This is a genomic window from Pedobacter endophyticus (assembly GCF_015679185.1).
Classification (GTDB): Bacteria; Bacteroidota; Bacteroidia; order Sphingobacteriales; family Sphingobacteriaceae; genus Pedobacter; species Pedobacter endophyticus.
The window spans coordinates 4,777,739-4,803,314 of sequence record NZ_CP064939.1; the positions used below are offsets into that span (position 1 = coordinate 4,777,739).

The 25,576-nt window shown below is 40.8% G+C and carries 23 protein-coding genes; 10 read left to right on the forward strand and 13 right to left on the reverse strand.

Features of this window, described 5'->3' with window-relative positions; translation table 11 throughout:
* Window position 1: 1 nt before the first annotated feature.
* Complete coding sequence (locus tag IZT61_RS19565) at window positions 2–1,291, forward strand: HlyD family secretion protein (protein ID WP_196098689.1); 1,290 nt, start codon at window positions 2–4, stop codon at window positions 1,289–1,291.
* Between the two features lie 87 nt (window positions 1,292–1,378).
* On the opposite strand, the gene IZT61_RS19570 is transcribed toward IZT61_RS19565, so the two are convergent.
* The 9 genes from IZT61_RS19570 to IZT61_RS19610 form a co-directional block, all read right to left on the reverse strand.
* Window positions 1,379–1,822, reverse strand: a complete 444-nt coding sequence (locus IZT61_RS19570) for a hypothetical protein (protein ID WP_230383773.1) — start codon at window positions 1,820–1,822, stop codon at window positions 1,379–1,381.
* 75 nt (window positions 1,823–1,897) lie between these two features.
* Entirely contained in the window at window positions 1,898–2,554 is a 657-nt protein-coding gene (locus IZT61_RS19575; RefSeq protein WP_196098691.1) for a hypothetical protein, read from the reverse strand.
* Between the two features lie 30 nt (window positions 2,555–2,584).
* Window positions 2,585–3,145: an RNA polymerase sigma factor gene (locus IZT61_RS19580; RefSeq protein WP_196098692.1), complete on the reverse strand. Its 561-nt coding sequence runs from the start codon at window positions 3,143–3,145 to the stop codon at window positions 2,585–2,587.
* 228 nt (window positions 3,146–3,373) lie between these two features.
* Complete coding sequence (locus IZT61_RS19585) at window positions 3,374–4,330, reverse strand: transketolase family protein (protein WP_196098693.1); 957 nt, start codon at window positions 4,328–4,330, stop codon at window positions 3,374–3,376.
* A 125-nt stretch (window positions 4,331–4,455) separates the two neighbouring features.
* A complete protein-coding gene (locus tag IZT61_RS19590; protein WP_196098694.1) occupies window positions 4,456–5,301 on the reverse strand; it encodes a transketolase in 846 nt (281 codons plus the stop codon).
* 57 nt (window positions 5,302–5,358) lie between these two features.
* Window positions 5,359–5,823, reverse strand: coding sequence for a thioredoxin-dependent thiol peroxidase (gene bcp, locus IZT61_RS19595; protein WP_196098695.1), 465 nt, complete (start codon window positions 5,821–5,823; stop codon window positions 5,359–5,361).
* A gap of 486 nt (window positions 5,824–6,309) precedes the next feature.
* Window positions 6,310–8,043 (reverse strand): M23 family metallopeptidase, encoded by a 1,734-nt coding sequence (locus IZT61_RS19600; RefSeq protein ID WP_196098696.1) that lies wholly within the window; start codon window positions 8,041–8,043, stop codon window positions 6,310–6,312.
* A gap of 3 nt (window positions 8,044–8,046) precedes the next feature.
* Complete coding sequence (locus IZT61_RS19605) at window positions 8,047–8,658, reverse strand: fumarylacetoacetate hydrolase family protein (protein WP_196098697.1); 612 nt, start codon at window positions 8,656–8,658, stop codon at window positions 8,047–8,049.
* Window positions 8,659–8,810: 152 nt separating this feature from the next.
* Window positions 8,811–9,344 (reverse strand): T9SS type A sorting domain-containing protein, encoded by a 534-nt coding sequence (locus tag IZT61_RS19610; RefSeq protein WP_230383774.1) that lies wholly within the window; start codon window positions 9,342–9,344, stop codon window positions 8,811–8,813.
* Between the two features lie 176 nt (window positions 9,345–9,520).
* On the opposite strand from IZT61_RS19610, the gene IZT61_RS19615 reads away from it, so the two are divergent.
* Window positions 9,521–11,497 (forward strand): KUP/HAK/KT family potassium transporter, encoded by a 1,977-nt coding sequence (locus tag IZT61_RS19615; protein ID WP_196098698.1) that lies wholly within the window; start codon window positions 9,521–9,523, stop codon window positions 11,495–11,497.
* 435 nt (window positions 11,498–11,932) lie between these two features.
* Here IZT61_RS19615 and IZT61_RS19620 read toward each other — a convergent pair whose 3' ends face one another.
* Window positions 11,933–13,882, reverse strand: coding sequence for an amino acid permease (locus IZT61_RS19620; RefSeq protein WP_196098699.1), 1,950 nt, complete (start codon window positions 13,880–13,882; stop codon window positions 11,933–11,935).
* A 664-nt stretch (window positions 13,883–14,546) separates the two neighbouring features.
* Between IZT61_RS19620 and IZT61_RS19625 the strand changes: the two genes are divergently transcribed.
* A complete protein-coding gene (locus tag IZT61_RS19625) occupies window positions 14,547–15,770 on the forward strand; it encodes an MFS transporter (RefSeq protein WP_196098700.1) in 1,224 nt (407 codons plus the stop codon).
* A 371-nt stretch (window positions 15,771–16,141) separates the two neighbouring features.
* Here IZT61_RS19625 and IZT61_RS19630 read toward each other — a convergent pair whose 3' ends face one another.
* The 3 genes from IZT61_RS19630 to yihA form a co-directional block, all read right to left on the reverse strand.
* Window positions 16,142–17,848, reverse strand: coding sequence for a M3 family oligoendopeptidase (locus IZT61_RS19630; RefSeq protein WP_196098701.1), 1,707 nt, complete (start codon window positions 17,846–17,848; stop codon window positions 16,142–16,144).
* Between the two features lie 104 nt (window positions 17,849–17,952).
* Window positions 17,953–18,810: a UbiA-like polyprenyltransferase gene (locus tag IZT61_RS19635; protein WP_196098702.1), complete on the reverse strand. Its 858-nt coding sequence runs from the start codon at window positions 18,808–18,810 to the stop codon at window positions 17,953–17,955.
* 160 nt (window positions 18,811–18,970) lie between these two features.
* Window positions 18,971–19,594, reverse strand: a complete 624-nt coding sequence (gene yihA, locus IZT61_RS19640) for a ribosome biogenesis GTP-binding protein YihA/YsxC (protein ID WP_196098703.1) — start codon at window positions 19,592–19,594, stop codon at window positions 18,971–18,973.
* A gap of 480 nt (window positions 19,595–20,074) precedes the next feature.
* Between yihA and ubiE the strand changes: the two genes are divergently transcribed.
* The 7 genes from ubiE (at window position 20,075) to IZT61_RS19675 (ending at window position 25,575) form a co-directional block, all read left to right on the forward strand.
* On the forward strand, window positions 20,075–20,806 hold the full coding sequence (gene ubiE, locus IZT61_RS19645; RefSeq protein ID WP_196098704.1) for a bifunctional demethylmenaquinone methyltransferase/2-methoxy-6-polyprenyl-1,4-benzoquinol methylase UbiE: 732 nt from the start codon (window positions 20,075–20,077) through the stop codon (window positions 20,804–20,806).
* A complete protein-coding gene (porT, locus tag IZT61_RS19650) occupies window positions 20,803–21,603 on the forward strand; it encodes a type IX secretion/gliding motility protein PorT/SprT (RefSeq protein ID WP_196098705.1) in 801 nt (266 codons plus the stop codon). The genes ubiE and porT overlap by 4 nt, the downstream gene beginning before the upstream one ends.
* A gap of 93 nt (window positions 21,604–21,696) precedes the next feature.
* A complete protein-coding gene (locus IZT61_RS19655; protein ID WP_196098706.1) occupies window positions 21,697–22,458 on the forward strand; it encodes an SDR family oxidoreductase in 762 nt (253 codons plus the stop codon).
* Between the two features lie 77 nt (window positions 22,459–22,535).
* Window positions 22,536–22,982: a GatB/YqeY domain-containing protein gene (locus tag IZT61_RS19660; RefSeq protein WP_196098707.1), complete on the forward strand. Its 447-nt coding sequence runs from the start codon at window positions 22,536–22,538 to the stop codon at window positions 22,980–22,982.
* A gap of 276 nt (window positions 22,983–23,258) precedes the next feature.
* The gene (locus tag IZT61_RS19665) at window positions 23,259–24,023 is read left to right on the forward strand and encodes an alpha/beta fold hydrolase (protein WP_196098708.1); all 765 of its coding nucleotides are present in this window, start codon (window positions 23,259–23,261) and stop codon (window positions 24,021–24,023) included.
* Window positions 24,023–24,685: a CBS domain-containing protein gene (locus IZT61_RS19670; RefSeq protein WP_196098709.1), complete on the forward strand. Its 663-nt coding sequence runs from the start codon at window positions 24,023–24,025 to the stop codon at window positions 24,683–24,685. The genes IZT61_RS19665 and IZT61_RS19670 overlap by 1 nt, the downstream gene beginning before the upstream one ends.
* 8 nt (window positions 24,686–24,693) lie before the next feature.
* Window positions 24,694–25,575 (forward strand): NAD kinase, encoded by an 882-nt coding sequence (locus tag IZT61_RS19675; protein ID WP_196098710.1) that lies wholly within the window; start codon window positions 24,694–24,696, stop codon window positions 25,573–25,575.
* Window position 25,576: the final 1 nt, after the last annotated feature.

Here is a 25,576-nt window from a genome sequence, read left to right on the forward strand (position 1 = left end):
TATGCCCGAGCACGAACATATATCTATTGAAATTAATAGTGAAGAGATACAAGAAATTATTGCCGCAGTTCCTGATTGGATTATACGGTGGGGTATAACATTGGTTTTTTTTGTGTTAGGAGGAATTATTTTGCTTTCAGCTTTTATAGAGTATCCTGATATTGTTAAGGTCAATTTAAAAGTAAATTCCTTAAATGCACCAAAAGCAGTTTTTTCAAAACAAAGTGGAAAATTAATAAGTTTACTTGTAGAGGATGGGCAAAAAGTAACAAAAAATCAATTACTTGCTTTTTTTGAAAGTACGGCAGACCCAAATGATGTCCTAAAGCTTTCCGAAAAATTAAAAGAAATCCAAAATGATATTTTTAATTTAAATAATCAACAGGTTTTCAAATTGCCAATAAATTTAAATTTGGGCGAAATACAAGGAAATTATCAACGCTTTTATCAAGAGTACCTACAATATCAATCTACTCAAAAAAATGGCTATTACTTAAGCCAAATGGCTTTTTTAGAGCGAGACTTAAGTGCTATTAAAAATTTAAAAAGTCAAATTTTAAAACAAAGACAAATTCAATTAAAGGAATACGCTAATTCGGAAAGTGAATACAGAGCGTATAAACAATTATATACCAAAAAGGTAATTTCTAGGAGTGAGTTTATTCAGCAGGAAAATAAGTATTTAGCTGCAAAATATCCTTTACAGCAAACCGAAACTTCGGTGTTGAATAATACCAGCAGCTATATTGCAAAGGAAAAAGAACTAGCTGAGTTGCGAAATACCATTACCCAGCAACAAGCTAAATTTGTGCAGGCTTTAAACCAATGTATTACAGAATGTGAAGCTTGGACACAGCAACACATTTTGCGTGCACCTATCGCTGGTAAAGTAAGTTTTGCAGGCATTCTGCAACAAAACCAAAATATAGCAAGTAACCAAGAAGTGTTTATTATTAACCCCGGCAACACTGATTTTTTTGGAGAAGTACAAATACCGCAATATAATATGGGCAAAATACATATTGGTGTACGTACTTTAGTTAAATTGCAAAGTTATCCATTTGAACAGTATGGTATGATTAGAGGAAAATTGACCTATTTATCTGATGCAGCCTATCGTGATAGTGTTTTTATCGCCAAGGTCAGCTTTGATAAAATTGAAAATAAAGAATCAATGCATAAAATTGTTTTAAAAAATGGCATGTTGGCAGAGGCCATGATTATTACCGAAGAAAGTTCTTTGTTACAGCGATTTTTCAGAAATATTACAAAAATGATAGGTAATTCTTAATTTTTTTTTATTATTTCGGGTCAAGAAAAACCCATGTCAAAACATTATAAAGGTTACATGCATCCTCTGTAAGTCTTTTTCAAAATTTTATTTCCCTCCACCTCTATACCTAATTAGCAGCTCTCGTTTAAAAGCCTCCTGTGCCCGATAGAACTTGCCTACCACTTTAATTGGCAACGACGATTTGAGCTTGGCGTAATATTTTTTCTCTATATTCAGATCGCGTTGTCTCAGATCAAATTCGCTGGTAATTAAGCTTTGTACCTGTGCATCGCTCAAATTATCAATTTCGGTAACCTTACGGAAAGAGATCATTTTTTGCATACGCTCTTTACGCAGGGCACTTTGCTCACTCTGCATGTTGTTATAAATCGGCCAAAATATCTTTGCTTCCTCAGGCGACAAGTCGAGCTTTTGGGTAAAATAGGCAATTTTTAACGATTCTATTTCTTCACCTTTTGGGCGCTGCGCCAAAGCGGTTAAGGGTAATAAAAACATTAAGGCAACGAACATTAAATTCTTCATTTTCATCTGTTAATTTATGTTTTCAATGGTGATGAAGCTATCACGACTTCACGTCGAAACGCAAAATCATGATCGTTACAATTAGTTATTTAAAGCCTGAGTTAAATCGCTCGAAGAGAAATTACTCAAGATGTAGTTTTCCATTTCTGTATCTGACGCAGAAGTAGTTTTTGACGCGACTGTATTTTGGGCTTCGAGGTGCTCAATAATTGTACTCTCGTCAATATCGTAAAGGAACTGATCGGTTGCCAGGTCTGCCGTTGTTGTTTGTACGTTTGGAATGGCTGGACTGCTATTTTGATAAAAATAAGCCCCAACAGATGCCATTAAAACAAAGCAGGCTGCACTGGCGTATTTGAATATATCTCGTCGCCACATTGGAACTATTTTGGCCACTTTTTTAGGCTCAGCAGCGGCAATTTTATCTGCAATTCGGCTTTGCAAGCTGTCGAAATAGTTTTCGGGAACAGCAAAAGCATTTTGCATCAAAGCAGGTTGAGAAAATTTGATATTCGTTTCGATACGTTCCGTTAATTCTTCGAAATATTGTTCCGGAACCTGAAAACTGGTATTCGTGGTCTTTTCCTTTAACCTATCCAGAAAAAAGGCCGAAAGCGTAATTTCCTCAGCACTTTCGAAATAATTAGCTGGAACAGCAAAAGGATTAGTTTTGGCCATTGCTGCCAGCACTGGTGCATCCCTTTCCCAATCGTTATTTTCTACATTTTCAATCATCACTTATATATGATACAATTTCGGCGCAAAGGTTTAATAGTCTATTTCATCATTTGTGATAAAAGCTTCGATTTTTTTTGCAGCGATGTGAAATGATGCTTTTAATGCGCCAACAGATGTGCCCAGCACTTCCGATATTTCTTCATATTTCATGTCGTCGAAGTATTTCATGTTGAAAATGATGCGTTGCTTTTCGGGAAGGGTAAGAATAGCTTTTTGCAACTTGAGCTCCAATTTATCGCCATTGAAATAAGATGAGGCGACGAGGTTTTCTGCGAGTTCTGACGACACTTCATCTAACGGCGTATTGTTTTTCTGCTTTTGTTTGTTCAAAAAAGTGATGGATTCGTTTGTCGCAATGCGATAAATCCACGTGTAGAGTTGTGAGTCGCTTCTAAACTTTTCGAGGTTTTTCCAAACCTTTACAAAAACTTCCTGCAGCAAGTCGTCGCAGTCATCATGATTGAGCACCAATCGTCGGATGTGCCAGTAAATTTTCTGCTGATATTTCTTTAATAACAAGTTAAAAGCTTCATTTCGAGTACGCTCGACAGCAAACATGGCTAGTATTTCTGAATCTTCGACTTGTTTCATTAACGGGACAGTTATTTATTTTATCGCAAGGTTATTTAACAGAAAGACACAAAATACACCAGATATACTCAGTGTAATTTTGCGTCTTACTGATTTTATTCCTAAAATCTTTGGTCTAATCTACTACTTAAACAAGAAAGATCAAAAGGTAGCACGTTTCAATAATTCTGAACACGAAACACGTTAGGAGTATCATCCTTTTGTATCTCGAAAATCCATAAATCGTGTTTATTTTTTCCTGCCAATTACTTTCTGTACCGCTTCAACGATGTTAACCGTATCTAAGCCGTATTTTGCCATTAATTGATCAGGTGTTCCGCTTTCGCCGAAAGTGTCGTTAGTGGCTACAAACTCTTGTGGAGTTGGCAATTCTGTAGTGAGTAGGCGGGCAACGCTTTCGCCCAAACCGCCAAACTTGTTGTGCTCCTCGCAGGTAACTACACAACCTGTTTTCTTAACCGATTTTAAGATGGCTTCGTCATCCAGCGGTTTAATGGTGTGAATGTTTATAATTTCGGCATCGATGCCCATATCCGCTAGTTTTTCGCCAGCCTCAATTGCTTTCCAAACCATGTGTCCGGTTGCAATAATGGTTACGTCGGTACCTTCGTTCACCATCCACGCTTTACCAATCTCAAACTTTTGGTCAGGATCTGTAAATACAGGAATAACGGGGCGACCGAAGCGTAAATAAACGGGACCTTCGTACTCGGCAATGGCCATTGTAGCGGCCTTGGTTTGATTGTAATCGCAAGGATTGATTACCACCATTCCAGGCAACATTTTCATTAAGCCGATATCTTCTAAAATTTGGTGTGTAGCACCATCTTCACCTAAGGTTAGCCCAGCATGCGATGCGCAAATTTTAACGTTTTTGTTAGAATAAGCTACAGATTGGCGAATTTGATCGTAAACGCGACCTGTAGAAAAATTGGCAAATGTTCCGGTAAATGGAATTTTACCACCAATTGTCATTCCGGCTGCAATACCGATCATATTTGCTTCTGCAATGCCCACCTGGGTAAATCGCTCAGGAAAATCTTTAATAAAAGCATCCATTTTAAGCGATCCAACTAAGTCGGCACAAAGTGCAACAACGTTTTCGTTTTTCTTTCCAGCTTCGTGTAAGCCAGCTCCGAATCCCGAACGTGTATCTTTTTTCTCTGTGTATGTATATTTTTTCACCTTGTTTATATTTTTATTTAGCTGCGTTCAAGCTTGCTCCGCAGGTTTCCATTCTGTTTTTAGATATGAGATTTTAGATATTCGATATGAGACTCAAATCTCATATCTCACATCTCTAATCTTATTTAGTAATCCCCTAATGTTTCGGGCAATTGGGCCAAGGCTGTGGCCAACTGCTCATCATTTGGAGCCGTTCCGTGCCATTTATGCGTACCCATCATATAATCTACACCAGCACCCATTTGTGTGCTCATCAAATTTAGGATTGGCTTACCTTTTCCTGTTAACGTTTTGGCGTAATGCAAACCTTCAACAATAGAACGCATGTCGTTTCCATCGGTGTTGATTACATGCCAGCCAAATGCTTCAAATTTAGCCTGTAAGCTATCTAACGAAAGTACTTTTTTAGTCGGGCCATCAATTTGCTGTCCATTGTAATCTACGCTGCAAATTAAGGTGTCCAATTCATGAAAAGGTGCAAACATTGCAGCTTCCCAGTTTTGGCCCTCTTGCAGTTCTCCATCACCGTGTAAGGTGAAAACATACGATTTGTCGCCGTTTAACCTTTTGGTTAATGCAGCACCAATCGCTACCGACATGCCCTGGCCTAAGGAGCCCGAAGCAATACGAATGCCGGGTAAACCTTCGTGCGTGGTTGGGTGACCTTGCAATCTCGAATCCAGCTTACGAAAAGTTGCCAGTTCACTTTTATCAAAATACCCCGCATGGGCCAACGTGCTGTACCATACAGGCGATATATGTCCGTTTGAAAGGAAGAACAAATCTTCGCCAACACCGTCCATACTAAAATCCTTTTTATGATTTAACACCTCAAAATACAAGGCGGTAAAAAAATCGGCACAGCCTAGTGAACCACCAGGGTGGCCCGATTGGCATCCATGAACCATTCTCACGATATCTCGTCTTATTTGCGAGGCAATATCTTCTAGCTCTTTAATTGTATGTTTCATTAAAATAAGAGGTTGTTGTTACAAAGCAAAGTTAATATTTTAACTGCTATATCATAATTAGTTGTTTATTAAATCGAGCACCTGCTGGGTAGCGTTTTTGGTATCTACCTTTTTGATAACGTGCAAAATTTTTCCTTCGCCATCAATAATGAAAGTAGTACGCACTGTGCCCATGTATTTTTTGCCGTACATGTTTTTTTCGGCCCAAACACCGTAGTCATTCACTATTTTTTGGTCAGTATCGGCCAGTAAGGTAAAAGGTAAGCTGTGTTTGGTAACAAACTTTTGATGCGACTTTTCGTCATCAACGCTAACGCCTAAAACTACAATGCCCTTGGCTTGCAGGCCCTGGTAGTTATCCCTGAAATCGCAGGCTTCGGCAGTACATCCGGGCGTATCATCTTTGGGATAAAAATATAAAACCACCGTTTTGCCCTGGTAATTGCTTAACGATATTTCGTTGCCATCTTGATCTTTTGAAGTAATAGCAGGCGCCTGATCTCCTTCTTTAAGTTCTGCCATGTTTTAAATGATTGAATTTTGAATGTTTAAATGATTGCATTTGCAAGGTAAACAGTTTAATTCATTATAGTGTTTATATCGGAGATAAATATGACTTTAGCTTGTTAAAGACTTTTCAGGTTTTTTATTTCAGAAAAGCAATTGCCATTTTCCATTTTAATGTTCGCCCCGTATTGCGCTCAGCCCTGCCCGTTCGTTGAGGCGGGCGTCCAATGTCATTCAGTTAAGCGAGATGAGTGTCATCCGATAGCTATCGGATCTGAGCCTTTCGACTTCGCTCAAGATAAACTCAGTCGAAGACCTTTTCTATATTAAAAAACAAATAAACATCGCCCTTCGACTCCGCTCAGGGTGACAATGTTTTTTGTTTTATCCTTAACTTAATAGCATTGCTGCCCGTCCGGTCAAGCGGGCGCTCAGGGTGACAATGTTTTTCAGTTTTATCCTTAACTAAGGAGCTTTCAGTTTCAATCAACAAAACATTGATTATCTTAAGAAAGAAATTTCGTATCGCCTTACATTGTCTTTCATATCCGTTACCACGAGTGATAACGAATGTTTTCCGGCTGCGGTTCTTTCGTCGAAACTGTGCCAAAGGGTTGCTGTTTTCGTGTCAAACTCCATTAAAACCCATTTCCCATCAATGTAGCCTTCGAAAGATTTAATGCCCGATAGATTATCGCTAATTTTAAATATCATCTTCGACAAAGCCGACATGTTTTTACCGTTAACGATGTTTACAGGAATAATCCTCGGTGGTGTGGTGTCTGTAGAAATGTAGAAGCTACCGAAATTCCTCGGGCTGGCTTTTATATAACCATCTTCGAAGTAGCCGCCCTGCGAAGAACCACCAGAACTAACAATTAAAGCCTTGCTCCTTAACTCTTCCGGCAGATCATCGGCTTTGATCCATAAATCGAAGCCAATGTGAAGGGGTGTATATCGATTATGAATCTGATGAATTGCAGAAAAAGCATTTCCGGCAGGTTTCGTGAGGCGTTTGTAAGTGAAGTTTAAATCGTTGTATAAGGTTCCCTGCTTAAATATTGCTTTTACCCCGTCGGCATTAAACTCATTTAACTTGTTATAAGGATAGACAATTCCGGCAGGAATGGTGGCCGCTGCAATTGGTGCAGAACCAGCGTTAACCGTAAAGGGAAGGGTGGAGGAGTTGCCTTTAGAATCGGTGACAATGTACCGAACCTGATGCGATGCGCCATCGTTAAAGTTGATTCTGCCACTGTTTATCAATCCGCTATAAATTTTTAGCGGGTTTCCCGGATCAACAAAACTTTTCTGGATGCTCCTTTTTGTGTTTAAATAAGTGGGGTAATCGATGTGCGAATTAATGGCCTTGCTGTTTTCAAAAGCAAAGCGTTCGAGGGCAGAGGTATAAACCATTTTTCCATCTACCTCCAGCTGGATGGAGTATACACCGTTGGTTCCCGACAGGCCATTATGACGATCGGTTACCACAATTCCGAAACCTACTTCGCCAGTTAAACTTACGGGGGCCAGCGTTTTGTAATTACCATTTGCGCCCGATATGCCGATTGCCTGTTTCGAAATCGATTCGTTAAAAACTTGTCCGTTTAACCTATAAACATAAAGCCCATGAATAACCGGAGGAATATTATCGGGAATGTTGATTCCGAAAAATTGCGGGTTAATGGTTTCTTCGGTCTTCGTGTCCCTGATTTCGAAGTGCAAATGTGGGCCGCCAGAGCTTCCCCTATTGCCCGACCAGGCAATGATTTCACCCTTGCGCACCGGAATTAACGCCGCATCGGGAAAGTCATCAAGCTCGAATGTTTTTTTCTCATATTCAAGATTTTTAACAATGGTGGCTATTTTTGGTGCAAAGCGTTGCAAATGACCGTAAACGGAGGTATAACCGTTGGGGTGGTTGATGTAAAGTGCCTGGCCAAATCCACTGTTTTGAACCCTCAACCTCGAAACGTAGCCATCGGCAACAGCGTAAACTGGATATCCTTCGCGTTGATTGGTTCTAAAATCTATTCCCGAGTGAAAGTGATTACCGCGAATTTCGCCAAATGATCCCGCCAGGGCAGGGGGCGTAATGCCCAACGGCTGCCGAAAATCGGTAATTGGATATTTATTGTCAGTAAATATTTGTTGTGCCGTAACGTGGCTGGTAATTAGTAAAAAATAAAGGCAAAGGATGATTTTAAATGTATGGTGGATTTGTCGTTTTATCATTCGTTATTTTACTTCAAAATTTAACAGCTGTCTTCCCTCAAGCGATGCTTCGAGCTTATCGCCCTGATTTATTTTTCCAACCCCTTCCGGTGTTCCGGTGAAAATGAGATCGCCTTTTTTTAAGGTAATGTATTGAGAAACGAAGCTTATTATTTTCTCGAACGAGAACAACAAATTTTTAGTGTGCCCTTGCTGGCGAGTTTCGCCATTTATTTTTAGCTCGAAGTTTAAGTCGTAAAGATTCTCGAAATCGTTTTTCGGCAAAAAGATGCTTATCGGCGCCGAGTGATCGAAAGCCTTGGCAAGCTCCCACGGAAGTCCTTTTTCTTTGTGTTTGCCTTGAATATCACGGGCGGTGAAATCTATTCCGAGGCCAACTTCATCAAAATAATTCGATGCAAATTTCTCCGCAATGTGCTTACCTTCTTTGCAAACTTTTAAAACCACTTCCAGTTCGTAATGGATTTCGCTCGAGAAATCGGGCAGATAAAAAGGTTTGTTGTCTTTTAGTAAAGCCGTGTCGGGCTTCATAAAAATTACAGGCGTTGTCGGAACGGGATTGTTCAGTTCCTTGGCGTGTTCGGCGTAGTTGCGGCCTATGGCGATGATTTTCATTTAAATATGGGTTAATTGTTTAATCGGCTAATTACCGATGGGTAATTGAATGCAATGGTTAACCATTTTAAACAGGCTTACAATTACCTTGGCAGTATGCAACAGTTAACCAACGTGTCCATACCGTTTCAAAAATAAAAAAGAAATTGATGTTATAAAACCGAGATTCGCTTTACCTGGCTTTCAGGGCCGGCCATTACCCTTAAAAAGTAAATACCCGGGTTTACCCTGCTCGGCATGGTGAAGGTTTTGGTTTGTTCGCCGGCATTCAGCCTTTCATTGAGCAAGGTAACCACTTCATTGCCCAGTAAATCGATAATTTTTATTGTGGTTTGTACATTATCTTTACCAATGGACAAGATTACGTTCAATTGGTCTTCAACCGGGTTTGGATAAATTTTTACAATAGTGAGCAATTTGTCTTTAGCCGCCGCAACGGTATTGCCTTTACTGGCAGATGAATAGGTATTAAACATCCCGGCTCCGCCGATAGACATGTAAAGTGGCCGATAAGGCTGAATGTTTGCTTTGATTTCAGGAATTCGGCTGATCTTTTTGCTTCTGTTTTTTAAGCTAATGTGAATGCTATCAGTTTGTTGAGCCCAAGAATTTGCGCTGCACAACAAAACCATACACATAATGTATAGTAGTTTGGTGAGCAACGTTATTCTTTTGTAGAGTTTCATCAAATTGGTAAAGCAAATGTATTAATTTATAACAAAGAAATTAAACATTTTGTTTAAAAGCCATATTTTAACACAATTTAACAATAATTTTTGTTTTTGCAAAGTGTGAAAATACACAATAATTTGGTTGTTAATTTGTTAGAGTTTTTTACATTTGCCGCATAAATAATAACGACGTGTCAAATCATAAAAATGTCAACGCCCTAACGGCCGGAGGAGTACTGGTTAGTTTGGGGATTGTTTTCGGCGATATCGGTACTTCACCTTTATACACCTTAAAAGCAATTTTTAAAACTGCAAAAGAAATAGCGGAAAAAGGCGGGGGAGGTGGTTCGTACATCAATCCGGATCTGGTTTTGGGAGCATTATCGTGTGTTATTTGGACGCTTACCCTTCAAACGACGATAAAATACGTAATGATTACGTTGCGTGCTGATAACAAAGGTGAGGGCGGAATTTTCTCGCTTTATTCGTTGGTAAGAAAGAAAGCGAAATGGCTCGTTATACCGGCAATTATAGGCGGTGCAGCGCTTTTGGCCGATGGGATGATTACCCCAAGTATCACCGTTACATCGGCTATTGAAGGGCTAAAGCTTAAGTTTCCCACCGTTCAGGTCCTTCCAATTGTGCTCACTATTATAGCGTTATTGTTTATCATTCAACAATTTGGTACCAATTTGGTCGGGAAGCTTTTCGGCCCGATTATGTTCCTGTGGTTTGCTGCATTGGGCGTTTCGGGTTTGGGACAAATTATTCACGACCCATCGATTTTCAGGGCATTAAACCCCTACTACGCCATTCATTTGTTGGTAACCAACCCCGGCGCATTGGCCATATTAGGGGGTGTTTTTCTATGTACCACCGGAGCGGAAGCACTCTATTCGGATTTAGGCCATTGCGGCAGGCAGAATATCAGAATCAGTTGGATTTTCGTGAAATTGATGCTCATATTCAATTATTTAGGGCAGGGTGCCTGGGTTTTAAAAAATCCAAATTATGATCCGCACCTGGTAAATCCATTCTTCGAGCTGGTGCCTCCCGGTATGGTATTGTACATGGTTGGCCTCGCTACTGCGGCTGCGGTAATCGCGTCGCAAGCGATGATTTCAGGTTCGTTTACGCTGATTTCAGAGGCGGTTCGCTTAAATTTATGGCCGAAAGTTAGAATTAACTACCCAAGTGTACAAAAAGGGCAGTTGTATGTTCCATCAATAAACTGGTTACTTTGTATAGGCTGTATTATTATCGTTTTGATCTTTAAAAAGTCCGATAATATGGAGGGTGCGTACGGTCTCGCCATCAACCTTACCTTTTTAATGACAACGGTTTTAGTGGCTGTTTACATGCTCAGAAAGAAATTTCCAAAGTATCTGATCATAATTTTCGTTGTCATTTACGGCGCAATCGAGTTGGCGTTTTTAGCGGGTAACCTATTTAAATTTATACACGGAGGCTGGGTAACATTATTGATTGGCTGTGGGTTGTTGAGCGTAATGTGGACCTGGTACAATTCTCGCAAAATCAAAAACCGTTTTGTAAAATACGTCGAAATTGAAGATTACTACCCTGTTTTGAGCGAATTGAGCAACGATGAGGCTGTTCCAAAATATTGCTCGCAACTGGTTTATTTAACCAGCGCCAATTTTAAGACAGAAATTGAATCGAAAATTATTTACTCCATTATTCAGAAAGAACCCAAGCGTGCGGATGTTTATTGGCTGGTTCACGTTGATGTGATGGACGAACCTTATACGTTAGATTACAAGGTAGAATTTTTGATACCGGGGAAACTGATTCGTGTAGATTTTAGGTTGGGTTTCAGGGTAGAACAGCGGGTAAACCTGCTTTACCGCAAAGTGGTTGAGGAACTGGTGAAAAACGGCGAAATAGACATTACAAGCCAGTACCCTTCTTTAAACAGGCATAAAATTGCAGGCGATTTCAGATTCGTACTGCTGGAGAAACATCTCTCGAAGTTTGCAAAGCTGAGCTTTTATGAGCGTACTGTAATGGATTATTATTTCATTTTGAAAAAAATGAGCTTGTCAGAGGAGAGAAGTTTTGGCTTGGATAGCAGTTATGTAGATGTTGAAAAAGTGCCACTGATTTTTGTAACGCCAGACGACATCGAACTAAATAGATTGCCCGTTTAACGCATGAGGATTGCGATTCTAATATTAGGTATTTGCCTTTTTATTGCAGGTCCGGCGGCTAAAATTTATGAGCTGGACCATGCGAATAGTTATATGATTGCTTCGGGCCTGGGACTGGTGATGATTACCGCTTTGGCGTTTATTGGGAAAAAGTAAGGCATTTTAGTTTGGTCGGTGGAAACACCTGCTGTCATCCTACGCCCGCCTTACTGACCGAACGAAAAAATGCTTTTAAGTTTAGCCAATGAGCTGTCAGTGTGAGTGGAGTCGAAGACTTCTTCTATAGGATAAAATAAAAAATATCTGTCCTTCGACTGAGCCTGTATTGAGCGTAGTCGAAATGCTCAGGATGACAATATTTTTTATTTTATCCTTAACTTACTAGCATCGGGACGGGCAGTGAAGGATCTCCAAGCGATGGAACGCTAACTTCAATTAACTTTGCACCTGTGCCAATTTGCTATGCCTATAGCCGTAGGCAAAGTAAACAATAAGCCCTACCACCAACCAGATGCCGAAACCGATCCAGTTTGAAATTCCGAGCTCGCACATCATATACAAGCAGCTAATCAGGCCCAAAACAGGTATCAGGGACAGGTTTTTGGTTACACAGTAATAACAGATTACCACGCAGATAATCAAAAAGATCCACATCGGAATTTTGTGTTGAAACAATTTCCAACCGCTTTCGTACTTTTTGTCGATCGATACCTTCGAAGCTGAAATAAACTGCTCATAACGATCGGCTGGCAGGCTGCTCAGGTACGATTCTGCATCCACCTTTTCTGCAAGTATAATTTGTGGTGCCGAATCTTTAACAATTTCTTCTTTAACAATCCTCAGTTCATCGCCGCTTAACGAAGTAACGAAGGTTACCGTTTCGATGGTTTTTGGCGTATTGAAAAAGAAAGCTTTGGTTTCTTTTCCGTACTGCGTAAAGGCGAATACAAGTGCTAAAACAAACGCAACAGGCACAATGAGCTTACTATTAACGTACGGAATTTTAAACTTACCGCGTTGCACATCGGGACGGTTTTGAAGTACCAAAACGCCAGCGCAAACCAATACAAAGGCAAACAACGTTCCGATAGAACAAAGGTCGGTTACAATAGTTAGGTTCATAAACAACGATGGAACGGCAACCACAAAACCTACAACGATTGTTGCGAAGGAAGGCGTTTTATATTTTGGATGGATCTTTGAAAATGATTTGGGCAATAAACCATCGCGACTCATGCTCATCCAGATGCGTGGCTGGCCCATTTGGAAAACCAAAAGCACACTGGCCATAGCGAAAACAGCACTTACAGCAATGATTCCACTCATCAATTTCAAATCAATCTGATCAAAAACAAAAGCCAGCGGATCGCCAACGGCTAAAGTATCCGATTTAACAATCCCGGTTAAAACAAGGGCAATGGCCACGTATAAAATCGTACAGATAACAATGGCCCACATCATCCCGCGGGGCAAATCGCGTTGTGGGTTTTTACATTCTTCGGCGGTTGTAGAGATCGCATCGAAACCGATGTAGGCGAAAAATACAGCCGATACGCCCTTTAGTATTCCCGATACGCCGTTCGGAGCAAATGGATCCCAGTTTTTGGTGTCAACATAGAAAATTCCGACAGCCAAAACCAACAAAATAACCGCTAATTTAACTACTACCATTGCATTACTGGCATTGCGGCTTTCTTTCATTCCGCGATAAATTAGCCAGGTGATTAAGATAATAATGCCCAACGCCGGAAGATCGGCCACCAAGTGGAAGCCACCGATTTGGGGAGCAGTAAGCCATGCATTGTTGGCCAGGGCAGTAGCCGAGTCTAAGTCGGTTAGGTTTTTGCCTGCTGCAAGCAACGCTTCAGCATGCTTGTGCCCGTTATAGGCGCTTAAATAATCCATTGTTGCCCAATCGGGCACATGAATGCCATCGATGCCGAGAAAGGGTATTTTTATGGTGGATAAGAGACCCGTAAAATAGTCAGACCAGGAGATAGCCACGGTTATGTTGCCGATTGAATACTCCATAATGAGCGACCAGCCGATTATCCAGGCAATTAATTCGCCGAAGGCCACGTAGGAGTAGGTGTAGGCACTGCCCGAAACCGGAACCATAGAAGCAAATTCTGCGTAGGCAAAAGCAGCAAAGCTACAGGCAACGGCGGTGAAAATAAACAAAAAAATAACTGCCGGCCCCCCGTCTGCACTTGCCTTGCCAATGGTGCTGAAAATGCCAGCGCCGATTATTGCGGCAATACCAAAAGCTGTTAAGTCGCGTACACCCAAAGTTTTATGTAGCGTGTTATCATGATCGCCATATCCGCTTGCTGCATCTTTTAATATCTTGGAAATAGATTTCTTTCTAAATAGCTTTTCGAACATTTTTGTTGCTTGTTGTATTCACCAAACTTATAAAAATATCAGTTAAAAACGTTTAAACCGTGATATTAATTTCATTACACCAAAATTTTAATCCAATGTTGGTTGTTGGGATTAATTTAAAAACCAAGTAGAATTATTGTTTCAACGAACAGTTTACTGTCATCGCCTCTCAAACCACCACGCCATTCCTGCGCTGGTGGTACCGTACGTACAGGATTATGCAATACATATTTTTATGCATTAAGATTTCAGTCAAGCTACCGTTGACAGATTCTCAGATTCGATTGTATTTTCGACTGTAGTACACTTGTACCGATTTTTCACCGGTAGCGGAACCAAGAAATCTTTGAACTATTTTTCGATGTTGAGTTCAAAGATTTCTCCGCTTCGGTCGAAATGACGATTGCTGGAAAGAACTGTCATTCTAACTCCTTTGTTTTTCTTAAACTGACCTCTGGCGATGACGACCGTTCATACGGAGCGACCGTACGAATTCAAAAATAATTATCGAATTCAGATTAAAGTAAAATAAAGATAGTAATGTAATCCGTTTGTGTTTATTTAGCATTCGTTATTTCGCCTACTCTTTAAAATGCTACTTTTGCCAGCGCTATTAAAAAAGGCAGCTCCTTGATAATGGAGCTTCTAAATTCCTATCGTTAAAATGACATCACTACCAATAAAAACAACGGCTATTAAAGAGAAAAATCTCGGTATAGCCACCGTGTTAGCATTCGCACTCATTCCACTTTCTGGCTTTGCTACCGATATTTATATTCCATCGCTTCCAACAATGGCGGCCAAAATGAATGTGAGCAATGTTCAGGTGCAACTTACGTTGAGCATTTTTTTAATCAGTTATGGAGTGGCTCAGTTGTTTGTCGGTAGCCTGCTCGATAGTTTTGGGCGCTACAAGATCTGTTTATATGCACTGCTCATTTTTGCCGGGGCGAGTCTCGTTATTGCCGTAACGCATAATATTTATCTTATTTATTTGATGCGAATCATTCATGGTTTATCTGTTGGTGGCATTGTGGTGGCAAAAAGGGCGTATTTCGTCGATCTTTTTTCGGGCGATAAGTTAAAACACTACCTCAGCCTGTTTTCCATCATTTGGTCTACAGGACCGATTATTGCACCTTTTGTTGGCGGCTATCTGCAAACTATGTTTGGCTGGGAATCTAACTTTTACTTCCTGGCGGGCTTCGCACTTGTTTTTGCCCTGCTCGAATTTATTTTCAGCGGCGAAACGTTAAAGCATTTCACCGATTTTCAACTCAAAAAGATTACGGGCATTTATATTGATATGATTAAGACACCAAGCTTTACGTTGGGAATTGTAATGCTTGGGTTGGCGTATTGCATGGTGATGGTTTATAACATGACGGGCCCATTTATCATTGAACATGAACTGAAATATTCGCCAATTATTGCCGGTTATAGCTCCTTAGTTTTGGGTTTTGCGTGGATGGTTGGTGGTTTTATTGGAAAAGCAACTATAAATAAGCCTTTTTTTAGGCGGTTGATGATGAACTCAATTATCCAAATGGGTTTTGTAATTGTGATGATAATTAGTTTGAGATTTGTTTCCAACCTCGCCTCGTTAATTGGTTTTGCCTTTATCATTCATGTTTGTGCAGGTTTTACATTTAATAATTACTTTACTTTTTGTTTAAGCAAGTTTCCTAAAAATGCGGGCATTGCTGGTGGTTTAACGGGCGGAATTACGTATGTTATTGTTTCATTTCTGAGTTATGGTGTAGTTAATCTGTTTCCTGCCAAGGATGAGCAGAATTTGAGTTTTAGCTATCTGGTGATGATTTTGATATCTGTGTTGGTGATGTTCGTAATTATGAGAACGAAGGGCAAAAACGAAGATATCGCTTAGTTATTTCGCCCGTTCGTCATCCGATAGCTATCGGATCCCGAACAGGCGGTCCCGAAGCTTCGGGATTAAAGCCTTAGCATTAAGATCCCCAGTCCAGCTGGGGATGACGACCGTTCATGTATAGCCTTATAAAAGAGCGAAGTGCATAAAAACGTCAATGGTAGCCTGTCGAAGACCCTTAGTACAAAGCGTTTCGATACGTTCGGCAAGCTCAGTACAGGCTGAGCTCAACGTGACAAGCTATAAATAATTTATGCTTAAAATTTTATGATTTTCTAGCCTTTTGCTACTTTCAAACTGCGGGCTTCCTCACTCCTGACTTTTTATAAAACATCAAACTTTTTGCTTTGGTCTTTGGTCTTTCAGCTTTCTTAACCCAGTTTCTCCAATTCGTCTTTTACAAATTGAGCCAGTTCGCTCACATAATCAGCGCTAAAATCAAACTTAATTCCTGCGGTTTCGTAAATTTCGTTCATAGGTTTTGTGTAGCCTAACGAAAGTGCCTCCAAATATTGATCTAACGCTTTGGCAGGGTTTTCCTTATAATTTTTCCACACGGCAATTGCACCAAGCTGCGCAATAGCATATTCAATGTAGTAAAACGGCACCTCAAACAAATGCAATTGCTTTTGCCAAACGTTACCGAATTGCTGCTCCAGATCTGTCCAGTCTGCAAAGCCGGCGCCAAACCTGTTGTAAATTTGTTTAAATGTTTCTTCCCTGTCGGCCGCGGTGTGCTCAGGATTGGTATAAATCCAATGTTGGTATTGATCGATAACAGCAACCCAGGGCAGGGTTTTCAACACATCGGCCAGCTGTTCTTTCTTCGCACGGATTAAATCTTCCTCATTATCGAAGTAAACATCCCAGCTATCCATAGAAATCAATTCCATGCTCATTGAGGCCAGTTCCGCCACTTCCGATGGGCAATGTTTAAAGTCGTTCAACTCGAGGTTTGCTGTAAGAAAAGTGTGAATGGCATGACCGCCTTCGTGAACCATTGTGGTTAAATCGCGAAGCGAATTGGCCGAGTTCATAAAGATAAATGGTGCTCCGGTTTCTGCCAATGGGTAATTATAACCGCCTGGTGCCTTGCCCTTTCTGCTCTCAACATCGAAAAGGTTGTTTGCCTTCATGGTGGCCAGTTTTATGCCCAGTTTTTCGTCAATTGCGTTAAAACATGCAATGCTTTTGTCAATAAGTTCTTCGCCGTTGTTAAAAGGCTTTAAAGCGGGCTTTCCACTTATACTCACCTCCAAATCCCATGGCTTTAATGTTGCCAGGCCTAAAGCTTCACCACGTTTTTCGGCTTGTTCTTTCAATATCGGAACAATTTCTTTTTCTATTGCATTGGCAAAATCGTAGCAATCTTGTGGCGTATAATCGAAACGGCCCAGCGACTGGAACATGTAATCGCGATAGTTTTCAAAGCCAGCGTTTAATGCAACCTGATGGCGCAACTTAATTAGCTCATCAAACAAGATGTTTAAGTTATCCTTGTCAATTAAACGGCGTTGCTGAATGGTTCTCCATGCATTTTCGCGAACTTCGCGGTTTAAATCTTTGATAAAGATTGATGCCTGCTCAAGCGTATATTCCTGACCGTTTATCTCCACGCTCATGGCGCCCGTAATGGCCTGGTATTTTTGTTGTTTAACCTGTAGCTGCGTAAAGAGGTCGATGTTTTCCTCGCGGTAAATTTCAAGCGCCTTTTTAATTGCCCTGCTGTAAACAAAGAATTTCTCTTTGTCTAAATCGTCCATAAAACTACTTTCTACAAATTTTTTGTTCAGTTCGTTTGACAGGGGCGAAATCTTCGGCTCTATTTCCTCAGCAAAGTACTGAAAGCTTTTAACCAGTTCTTCGTTCGCTGTGTCGCAGCTCATTTTGATATACCGCCAGGCGAAATCTTCTTCGAGGGCCGCTTCCAACTCCGAGCGATCTTTTAACCACTGCTCCAATTCGTCGAGACTGGTGATCGGACGGTTTTGAAGTTCGGTAAATATTGGTTCTAAGCTTTCCCAGGTAATTTTTAAATCTTGCGGAATATATGTTCTGGTTTTCTTTTCTATAATCATAATTTTTTATTTAGTGAGTGAATGATACGGCATAATACTAATTCTCCAATTCAAAAATTCAATCATTTATTATGCATCCTCTGATTAAATCATTCAAAATTCTCTCATTTATTTCTAATGTAGGCATCAATTAAAAAGCAAATGGCAAATACAACAGATGCATAGCCATTTAACGTTTGAAAGGCCCGGTTAACCTTGCTGATATCGTTTGGTTTTACAAGCAGGTGCTGATAAATCAACATCGAGCAGAAGAACACAATTCCCAAATAGTAAACCCAGCTAAATTCGGTAAAAAAGACGGGCAAAATTACACAGGCTGCCGAAAGCACATGCAGCAACACCGAAACCCGCAATGCATTTTTGATGCCAAGGGCCGAAGGGATGGAATGTAATTTTTCTTCGCGATCAAAATCTTCATCTTGTAAGGCGTAAATAATATCGAAGCCGCTTACCCAAAACAAAACCGTTAACGAGTAAAGCACGGGCACAAGTGCAAAATGTCCGGTTACGGCAATATATGCTCCAATCGGCGCAAGCGATAGTCCAAGGCCCAAAACCAGGTGGCAAAGCGCAGTAAACCTTTTTGTATAGCTATAAAACAACACCACAAATAAGGCCACCGGCGATAAATAAAAGCAAAGTGGATTAATAAAGTAGGTGGTAATTGCGAATAAGATGCAGTTTGCGATGACGAAGATTAATGCTTCGTTGGCCGAAACTTTACCAGCCGGAATATCCCGCATTTTTGTACGTGGATTTTTGGCATCGATATTTCTATCCAAATAACGATTAAACGCCATGGCCGAATTACGGGCAAAAACCATACATAATAAAACCAGGATGAGTTTATACCACGAGAAAGGATTTTCGGTTGTGGTTACACCTAAAAAAAATCCAATCATGGCAAACGGCAAAGCAAAAACCGAGTGAGCGAATAATACGAGTGAAAAGTATTTTTTCATTTTAAATAACAGGGTTAACTGTATAAATCTAATAATCAAGGGACAATAACCAATTTTCAGACCCTGTAAAGAGCCGAAATAATGAAAATTTGCCTTTTGCAAATGTTTGCTAATTGCAAATTGACTATTGGTGATTTGACTATTGGTAATTTGTTTTGAACTAAAATCTTTTATAATCCGTCGGCATGGCGAAATCTTTATTTACTTCCGAAATGAATTCCAAAACATCGTCCTTACCATTTCCTTTTTCGGCCGACGTGATAAAGGTAGAAGGGATTTCCTCAAAAAACTCGCCCAACTTCTTTTTAAAAGCGGCCACATTTTTTTGAGTGGTTGTCATTCCTTGTTTGTCGGCTTTGGTGAAAATCAAGCTGAAAGGAATTTGCTTTTCGCCCAGCCAGTAGCAAAACTCAATGTCGATCTGCTGCGGCTCTAAACGGCTGTCGATCAGCACAAAAACACATTGCAGGCTTTCTCTTTTGGTAATATAGGCCCTGATAAATTTTTCCCATTTTTCTCTACTTGTTTTCGATACTTTGGCGTATCCGTAACCGGGCAAATCGACAATATACCAGCCTTCGTTAATTAAAAAGTGATTAATTAACTGGGTTTTACCCGGGCGTTGCGAAGTTTTAGCCAATCCATGTTGATTTACCAGCATATTAATTAGCGATGACTTGCCAACGTTAGAGCGGCCAATAAAGGCATACTCGGGCAATACGGGCGGCGGTAACGCCGAAATTTGGGTGTTGCTGCAAACAAAAGTTGCCGTCTTGATAACCATATTGCAAAGGTAAGGTTTTGAGTCCGAAGTCCGAAGTCCGAAGTCCGAAGTCCGAAGTCCGAAGTCCGAAGTCCGAAGTCCGAAGTCCGAAGTCCGAAGTCCGAAGTCCTTTAAAAAAAGCGAAGCAAGTTAGCTATTAATCGAAACTGTTTAAAATTTATTAGAAATTAATCCATGTCAGTGACACTTCCTGCTTTCCGGCTTTGGACTCTTGACTAAAGCCCCCCGACTTTACGACTCTTTCCCTTTCTGCTCTCTAAACTCCCGACTTTCGGACTCTATTTCTTTATATACCCAGACTTCGGACTTTCTGACTCCCCGACTTCCCGACTATTTACTGTTCCCTAAACTCCCGACTTTCGGACTCAGGACTTCGGACTCTCTTCAGGCTTTCCGACCCCTGACTCAGAGACTCATGACTAAAGACTCTGGACTCAAGACTCAAGACTCCCGACTTTTTCCCTATCTTTGCCGTATATCATGAATCAAAATATCACCCCATATCAGGTAGAAGATACAACCAAAAAAGAGCAGGTTGCTACCATGTTCAACAATATTTCGGGCACTTACGATTTTTTAAATCATTTTCTCTCGCTCGGAATCGATGTATTGTGGCGTAAAAAAGCGATTAAGGAGCTCGTTTCTATCCAGCCGAGGCATTTGCTGGATGTTGCCACCGGCACCGGCGATTTCGCGTTTGAGGCCATAAAAAAACTTCATCCAGAGCAGGTAATTGGTGTCGATATTTCAGAAGGAATGCTAGAAGTGGCAAAGAAAAAAATCAACGAGCGCAGCTTGAATGAAGTGTTCACCGTTCAGGTTGGCGATTCGGAAGGATTGCATTTTGGGGATAGTACCTTCGATGCCATAACCTGCGCATACGGCGTACGCAATTTCGAAAACCTCGAGAAAGGTTTGGCAGACATGTACCGGGTTTTAAAACCGAACGGTAAAATGGTGATCTTAGAGTTTTCGAAGCCAAGGGTTTTTCCTGTAAAACAGTTATACAACTTTTATTTTTCGCACGTAACGCCATTTTTTGGGAAACTTTTTTCGAAAGATGCCCGGGCATACAGCTACTTGCCCGAATCGGTTGCTGCCTTTCCTGATGGAAGGGATTTTACTGCGCTAATGGAGAAAGTTGGTTTTAAAAGTACCAAACAAAGAATTTTAACGTTTGGAATAAGTTCAATATACGTCGGTACTAAATGATAAAAAAAATAAGCCTTATTCTTTCTCTGCTTATTGTTACCAATATTTCGTTTGCCCAAAACTGGGGCGGAGGTATTGATGACGAAGATTGGAGTTTCGGGTTTAATTTTCAATACATCTCTGCCGAGTATAAAATTTTAAAAAAGGAAAACTGGCGTGCGCCTTTTTACGAAATACCCAACTCGTTGGGCGTTACTTACGATTCCAGTCTGGGCGGGTTGCCCGTTACTGGTCCGATCAATGCCATTTCGAGTCCCCCATCTCAAGGTTTTGGCCTCGGTTTTGTAATTAACAGACGAATTGCAGAAAACTTCGATTTTAGAACCACACCATCATTAATTTTTAGCGACAGGTTGGTTAGCTACCAATATGAGCCAATGGCGCCTTTAAACGTTGGCAATGGCCAAACTCGGAACTTCGAAACCCAGGTAGATAAAAAAGTGCAGGCCACCATGTTCGAGTTTCCTGTAGGTTTAAAGGTAAAATCGAATCGATTAAACAACTTCAGGGCTTACTGGCTCGGCGGTGTAAAATACTCTATCGACATTGCCTCAAAGAAGAAAACGTTCGATGAGGGCGAATCGGCAATCAACAAGTTCGTTAAAAACCGCAGGAATTTCCTTTCCTACGAAACGGGCATCGGCTTCGATCTATATTTCGAGTACTTCAAAATGTCGCCAGAGATAAAACTCGCCTATTCAACAAACGACCTGCTTTTACACGATAATACGGCGTTCGCCAACCCGATTGATAAGTTGAAATTACGTCAATTAACCTTCAGTTTGATTTTTCAATAGCCGTACAATTCAAAAAAACTTACCTTTGCCCAGGTTGGTAGATTATGAAGGTAAGCTAGACTTTCATCCCGCCAAGGACTTAAATTCATAAACATGTCTAAAATTGCATTAATTACAGGTGCAACCTCTGGTATTGGCGAGGCTTGTGCACATATCTTTGCTCAACAAGGTTATCAACTCGTTCTGCTTGCCCGACGCGAAGACAGATTGGAAAAAATAGCGCATCATCTTACGGCCAAGTATGGAATAGAAATTAAGCAGATTGTGGCCGATGTTCGCCATAATGAAAACTTGTCTGCTGCGCTTGAAGCACTTCCCGAAGAATGGAAAAAAGTTGATGTTTTGGTAAACAATGCCGGACTGAGTCAGGGTTTGGATCCAATTGACAAAGGGAATATCAATGATTGGGACACGATGATTGATACCAACGTGAAGGGACTGTTGTATGTAACCAAAATTGTGTCCAACTGGATGATTCCACATCAATCGGGCCACATCGTTAACATCGGTTCAATTGCGGGAAAAGAAGTTTATCCCAACGGAAATGTATATTGTGCAAGCAAACATGCGGTTGATGCGCTAAGCAAAGGCATGCGGATCGATCTTTTGCCTCATGGCATTAAGGTTACGGAGATTAACCCGGGAATGGTAGAAACAGAATTTTCTGTGGTGCGTTTCAAGGGCGACGAAGACCGGGCAAAAAAAGTGTACGAAAACCTCGAACCGTTAATTGCCGACGACATTGCCGACGCAATCTGGTATGTGGTGAGCAGACCAAAACATGTAAACATTAACGATATGCTTATTATGCCTACCGTGCAGGCAACAGCTACTATAATTAATAGAACTCCCTGACCCCCTGAAAGGGGTAAAAAGGGGATAGACATATATAATTTAAACTAAAAGGGAAGCCCCTTTAGGGGTTCGGGGTTATGATATCAAATACAATAGATCAAGAAATTAAGAAAGCCATGTTGGCTAAAGACAATGCGCAATTAAGGGGCTTAAGAGCAATTAAGGCCGCTTTGTTGCTGGCTAAAACCGAAAAAGGATCATCTGATGAGATCACAGAAGAAACCGAGTTAAAGATATTGCAGAAACTGATTAAGCAGCGTCGCGAGTCAGCCGATATTTACAAATCTCAAAACCGCGAAGACCTGTTTCAGGTTGAAGAAGAAGAGATTGCTGTAATTAACCGGTTTTTGCCCAAACAGTTAGATAGGGAAGAGGTAGCGGCGATAATTGGCGACGTTATCAAACAATCTGGTGCCACATCGGTTAAAGATATGGGCAAGGTGATGGGTATGGCAAATAAAGCACTTGCCGGTAAGGCCGATGGTAAACTGATTGCAGAGCTTGTGAAAGAAAAATTAGCTTAAAGCTGTGCCAAAGGCATCCCTTCTAGCAAAGATTAAAGCTAAAAGCTAAAAGACTAAAGCGGAAAGACTAAAGCTAGGCAAGGGGTTTTGCTAATTGCAAACTGGCAACTGCAAACTGTCAACTGCAAATTGTCAACTGCCAACTGCAAACTGTCTTGTGCAACTGCTAACAGCGTTTTTATACCGTTTTCGATTTTATTTCAGAAAAATGGCACATAAATGCAAAAATTTAATTTTACTCTACTAACTTAGTGCACCATACCATCTATAATATATATGACATACCAGATAATTGAAGAAGACGGATTTAAATACATAGAAGCTGGAGCAGGCGAAACGCTGGTATTGCTACATGGCCTTATGGGCGAATTGAGCAACTGGGAACGGGTAATTGAGCAATTTAAAGATCGCTATCATGTTGTAGTCCCCATTTTACCAATATACGAATTGCCTATTTTGACACTCGGTGTTAAGGCGCTCTCCAGATATGTTCACCGTTTTCTGAAATTTAAGGGATTAAATAGCGTAGTACTGATTGGCAACTCGCTCGGCGGGCATGTTGGTCTAGTTTTTACCGTTGCCCATCAGGAGTTTGTTAAAGCCTTGGTATTAACCGGAAGCTCGGGTTTATATGAAAATGCTTTTGGCGGCTCTTTTCCACGTAGGGAAAGCTACGATTACATTAAAGAAAAAGTCGAATTTACCTTTTACGATCCCGCTACGGCAACGAAAGAGCTTGTAGATGACGTATTTAAAACGGTGAACGACAGATCGCGTGTAATCAGAATTTTAACGATGGCTAAATCGGCAATTCGCCACAATATGGCCAAAGAGTTATCGAAAATAACGATCCCTGTTTCGCTGATCTGGGGAAAAAACGATAAAGTTACCCCGCCCGAAGTTGCGGAAGAGTTTTACGAATTGTTGCCAAATGCAGAACTAAACTGGGTTGATAAGTGTGGCCATGCGCCCATGATGGAGCACCCGGAAATTTTTAATAGTTACCTGGAAAAATTTTTAGATCGAATTTTACTTAAATAATGTTTGCTGAAGAAATCATATCGAATGTTATACCATCACTAAAAACCAATGACACGGTACAAAAGGCTTTAGATCGTTTAAACGAGTTTAAATTAAAGCACTTGCCCGTAGTTAATGGCGCAGTTTTGGTGGGCATAGTATCCGAAGATGATTTGCTGAACATTATAGATCACAATACAACACTGGGCAATGCGGCGTTAAATTTGCTTCAGGCCTTTGTGTTAAACGATGCGCACACTTACGATGCCATCAGGTTGTTGAGCCAGCTCAGCTTAACCGCACTCCCGGTTTTAGACCAGCAGAAAAACTATTTAGGACTGATTTCAATCAACAAGCTTATTGATGCGGTGGCCGAGCAATACGCAGTAAACGAGCCCGGGGGCATCATTGTGCTCGAGATCAGTAACCGCAACAACTCATTGGCGCACATTTCTCAAATCGTTGAAGCCGATAATGCTCAGATTCTTTCCTCATACGTAAGTTCTTTTGAAGATTCTACCCGGCTTGAAATTACCTTAAAAGTAAACAAAACAGAAATTTCATCTTTAGTGGCTTCTTTTGAACGTTACGATTACTTTGTTAAAGAAGTTTACAATAACACACAAATTGATGATGGTTCGCAGGAACGATACGATTCGTTTATGAACTATTTAAATGTATAACCTGATTTATGAGGATTGCAGTCTACGGCAGAGATTTTAACGATACGGTATTGCCCTACGTGCAGGAGGTTTTCGATTTTTTTGCGGCCCATCAAATTTCGCCCGTCTTGTACTCCAAGTTTAAAAACTCCCTTAACGGTAAAATCAAGCTTCCGGATAATGCATTAATCTTTCATAACCATAAAGAGCTAAAACAACGTGCCGATGTATTGCTGAGCCTCGGCGGCGATGGCACTCTACTCGATACACTTTCGCTGATCCGCAACTCCGGCATCCCTGTAATCGGGATCAACTTCGGGCGGTTGGGATTTTTGGCCAGCATCAATAAAAACGAAATCGAATCCGCATTAAAAGCCCTCGTTCACGGCCAATATACTTTAGATATCCGTTCTTTACTTACATTAGAGTCGGATAACGGCCTTTTTGGCGAAGAAAACTTTGCACTAAACGATATTACTATCCACCGTAGAGATAACTCGGCCATGATGATTATTCATGCATCAATGAACGGCGAATTCATCAACTCTTATTGGGCCGACGGATTAATTATTGCTACCCCAACCGGCTCAACAGCGTATTCGTTAAGCTGCGGCGGGCCGATTATTTATCCCGATTCGGAGAATTTTGTAGTTACCCCAATTGCCCCGCACAACCTCAACGTAAGGCCCGTTGTATTGCCCGATGACAATAGCCTGTCGTTTGAAGTGGAAGCCCGCGAATCGAAATTCCTCGTTTCGTGCGATAGCAGAACCGAAACAGTGGAGCGATCAGTAAAAATAACCATAAAAAAAGCCGATTTTTGCATAAATCTCATTCGTCTTAACAATGAAACCTACTTAACTACGTTAAGGAATAAATTATTATGGGGCATTGATACCCGTAACTATTAAG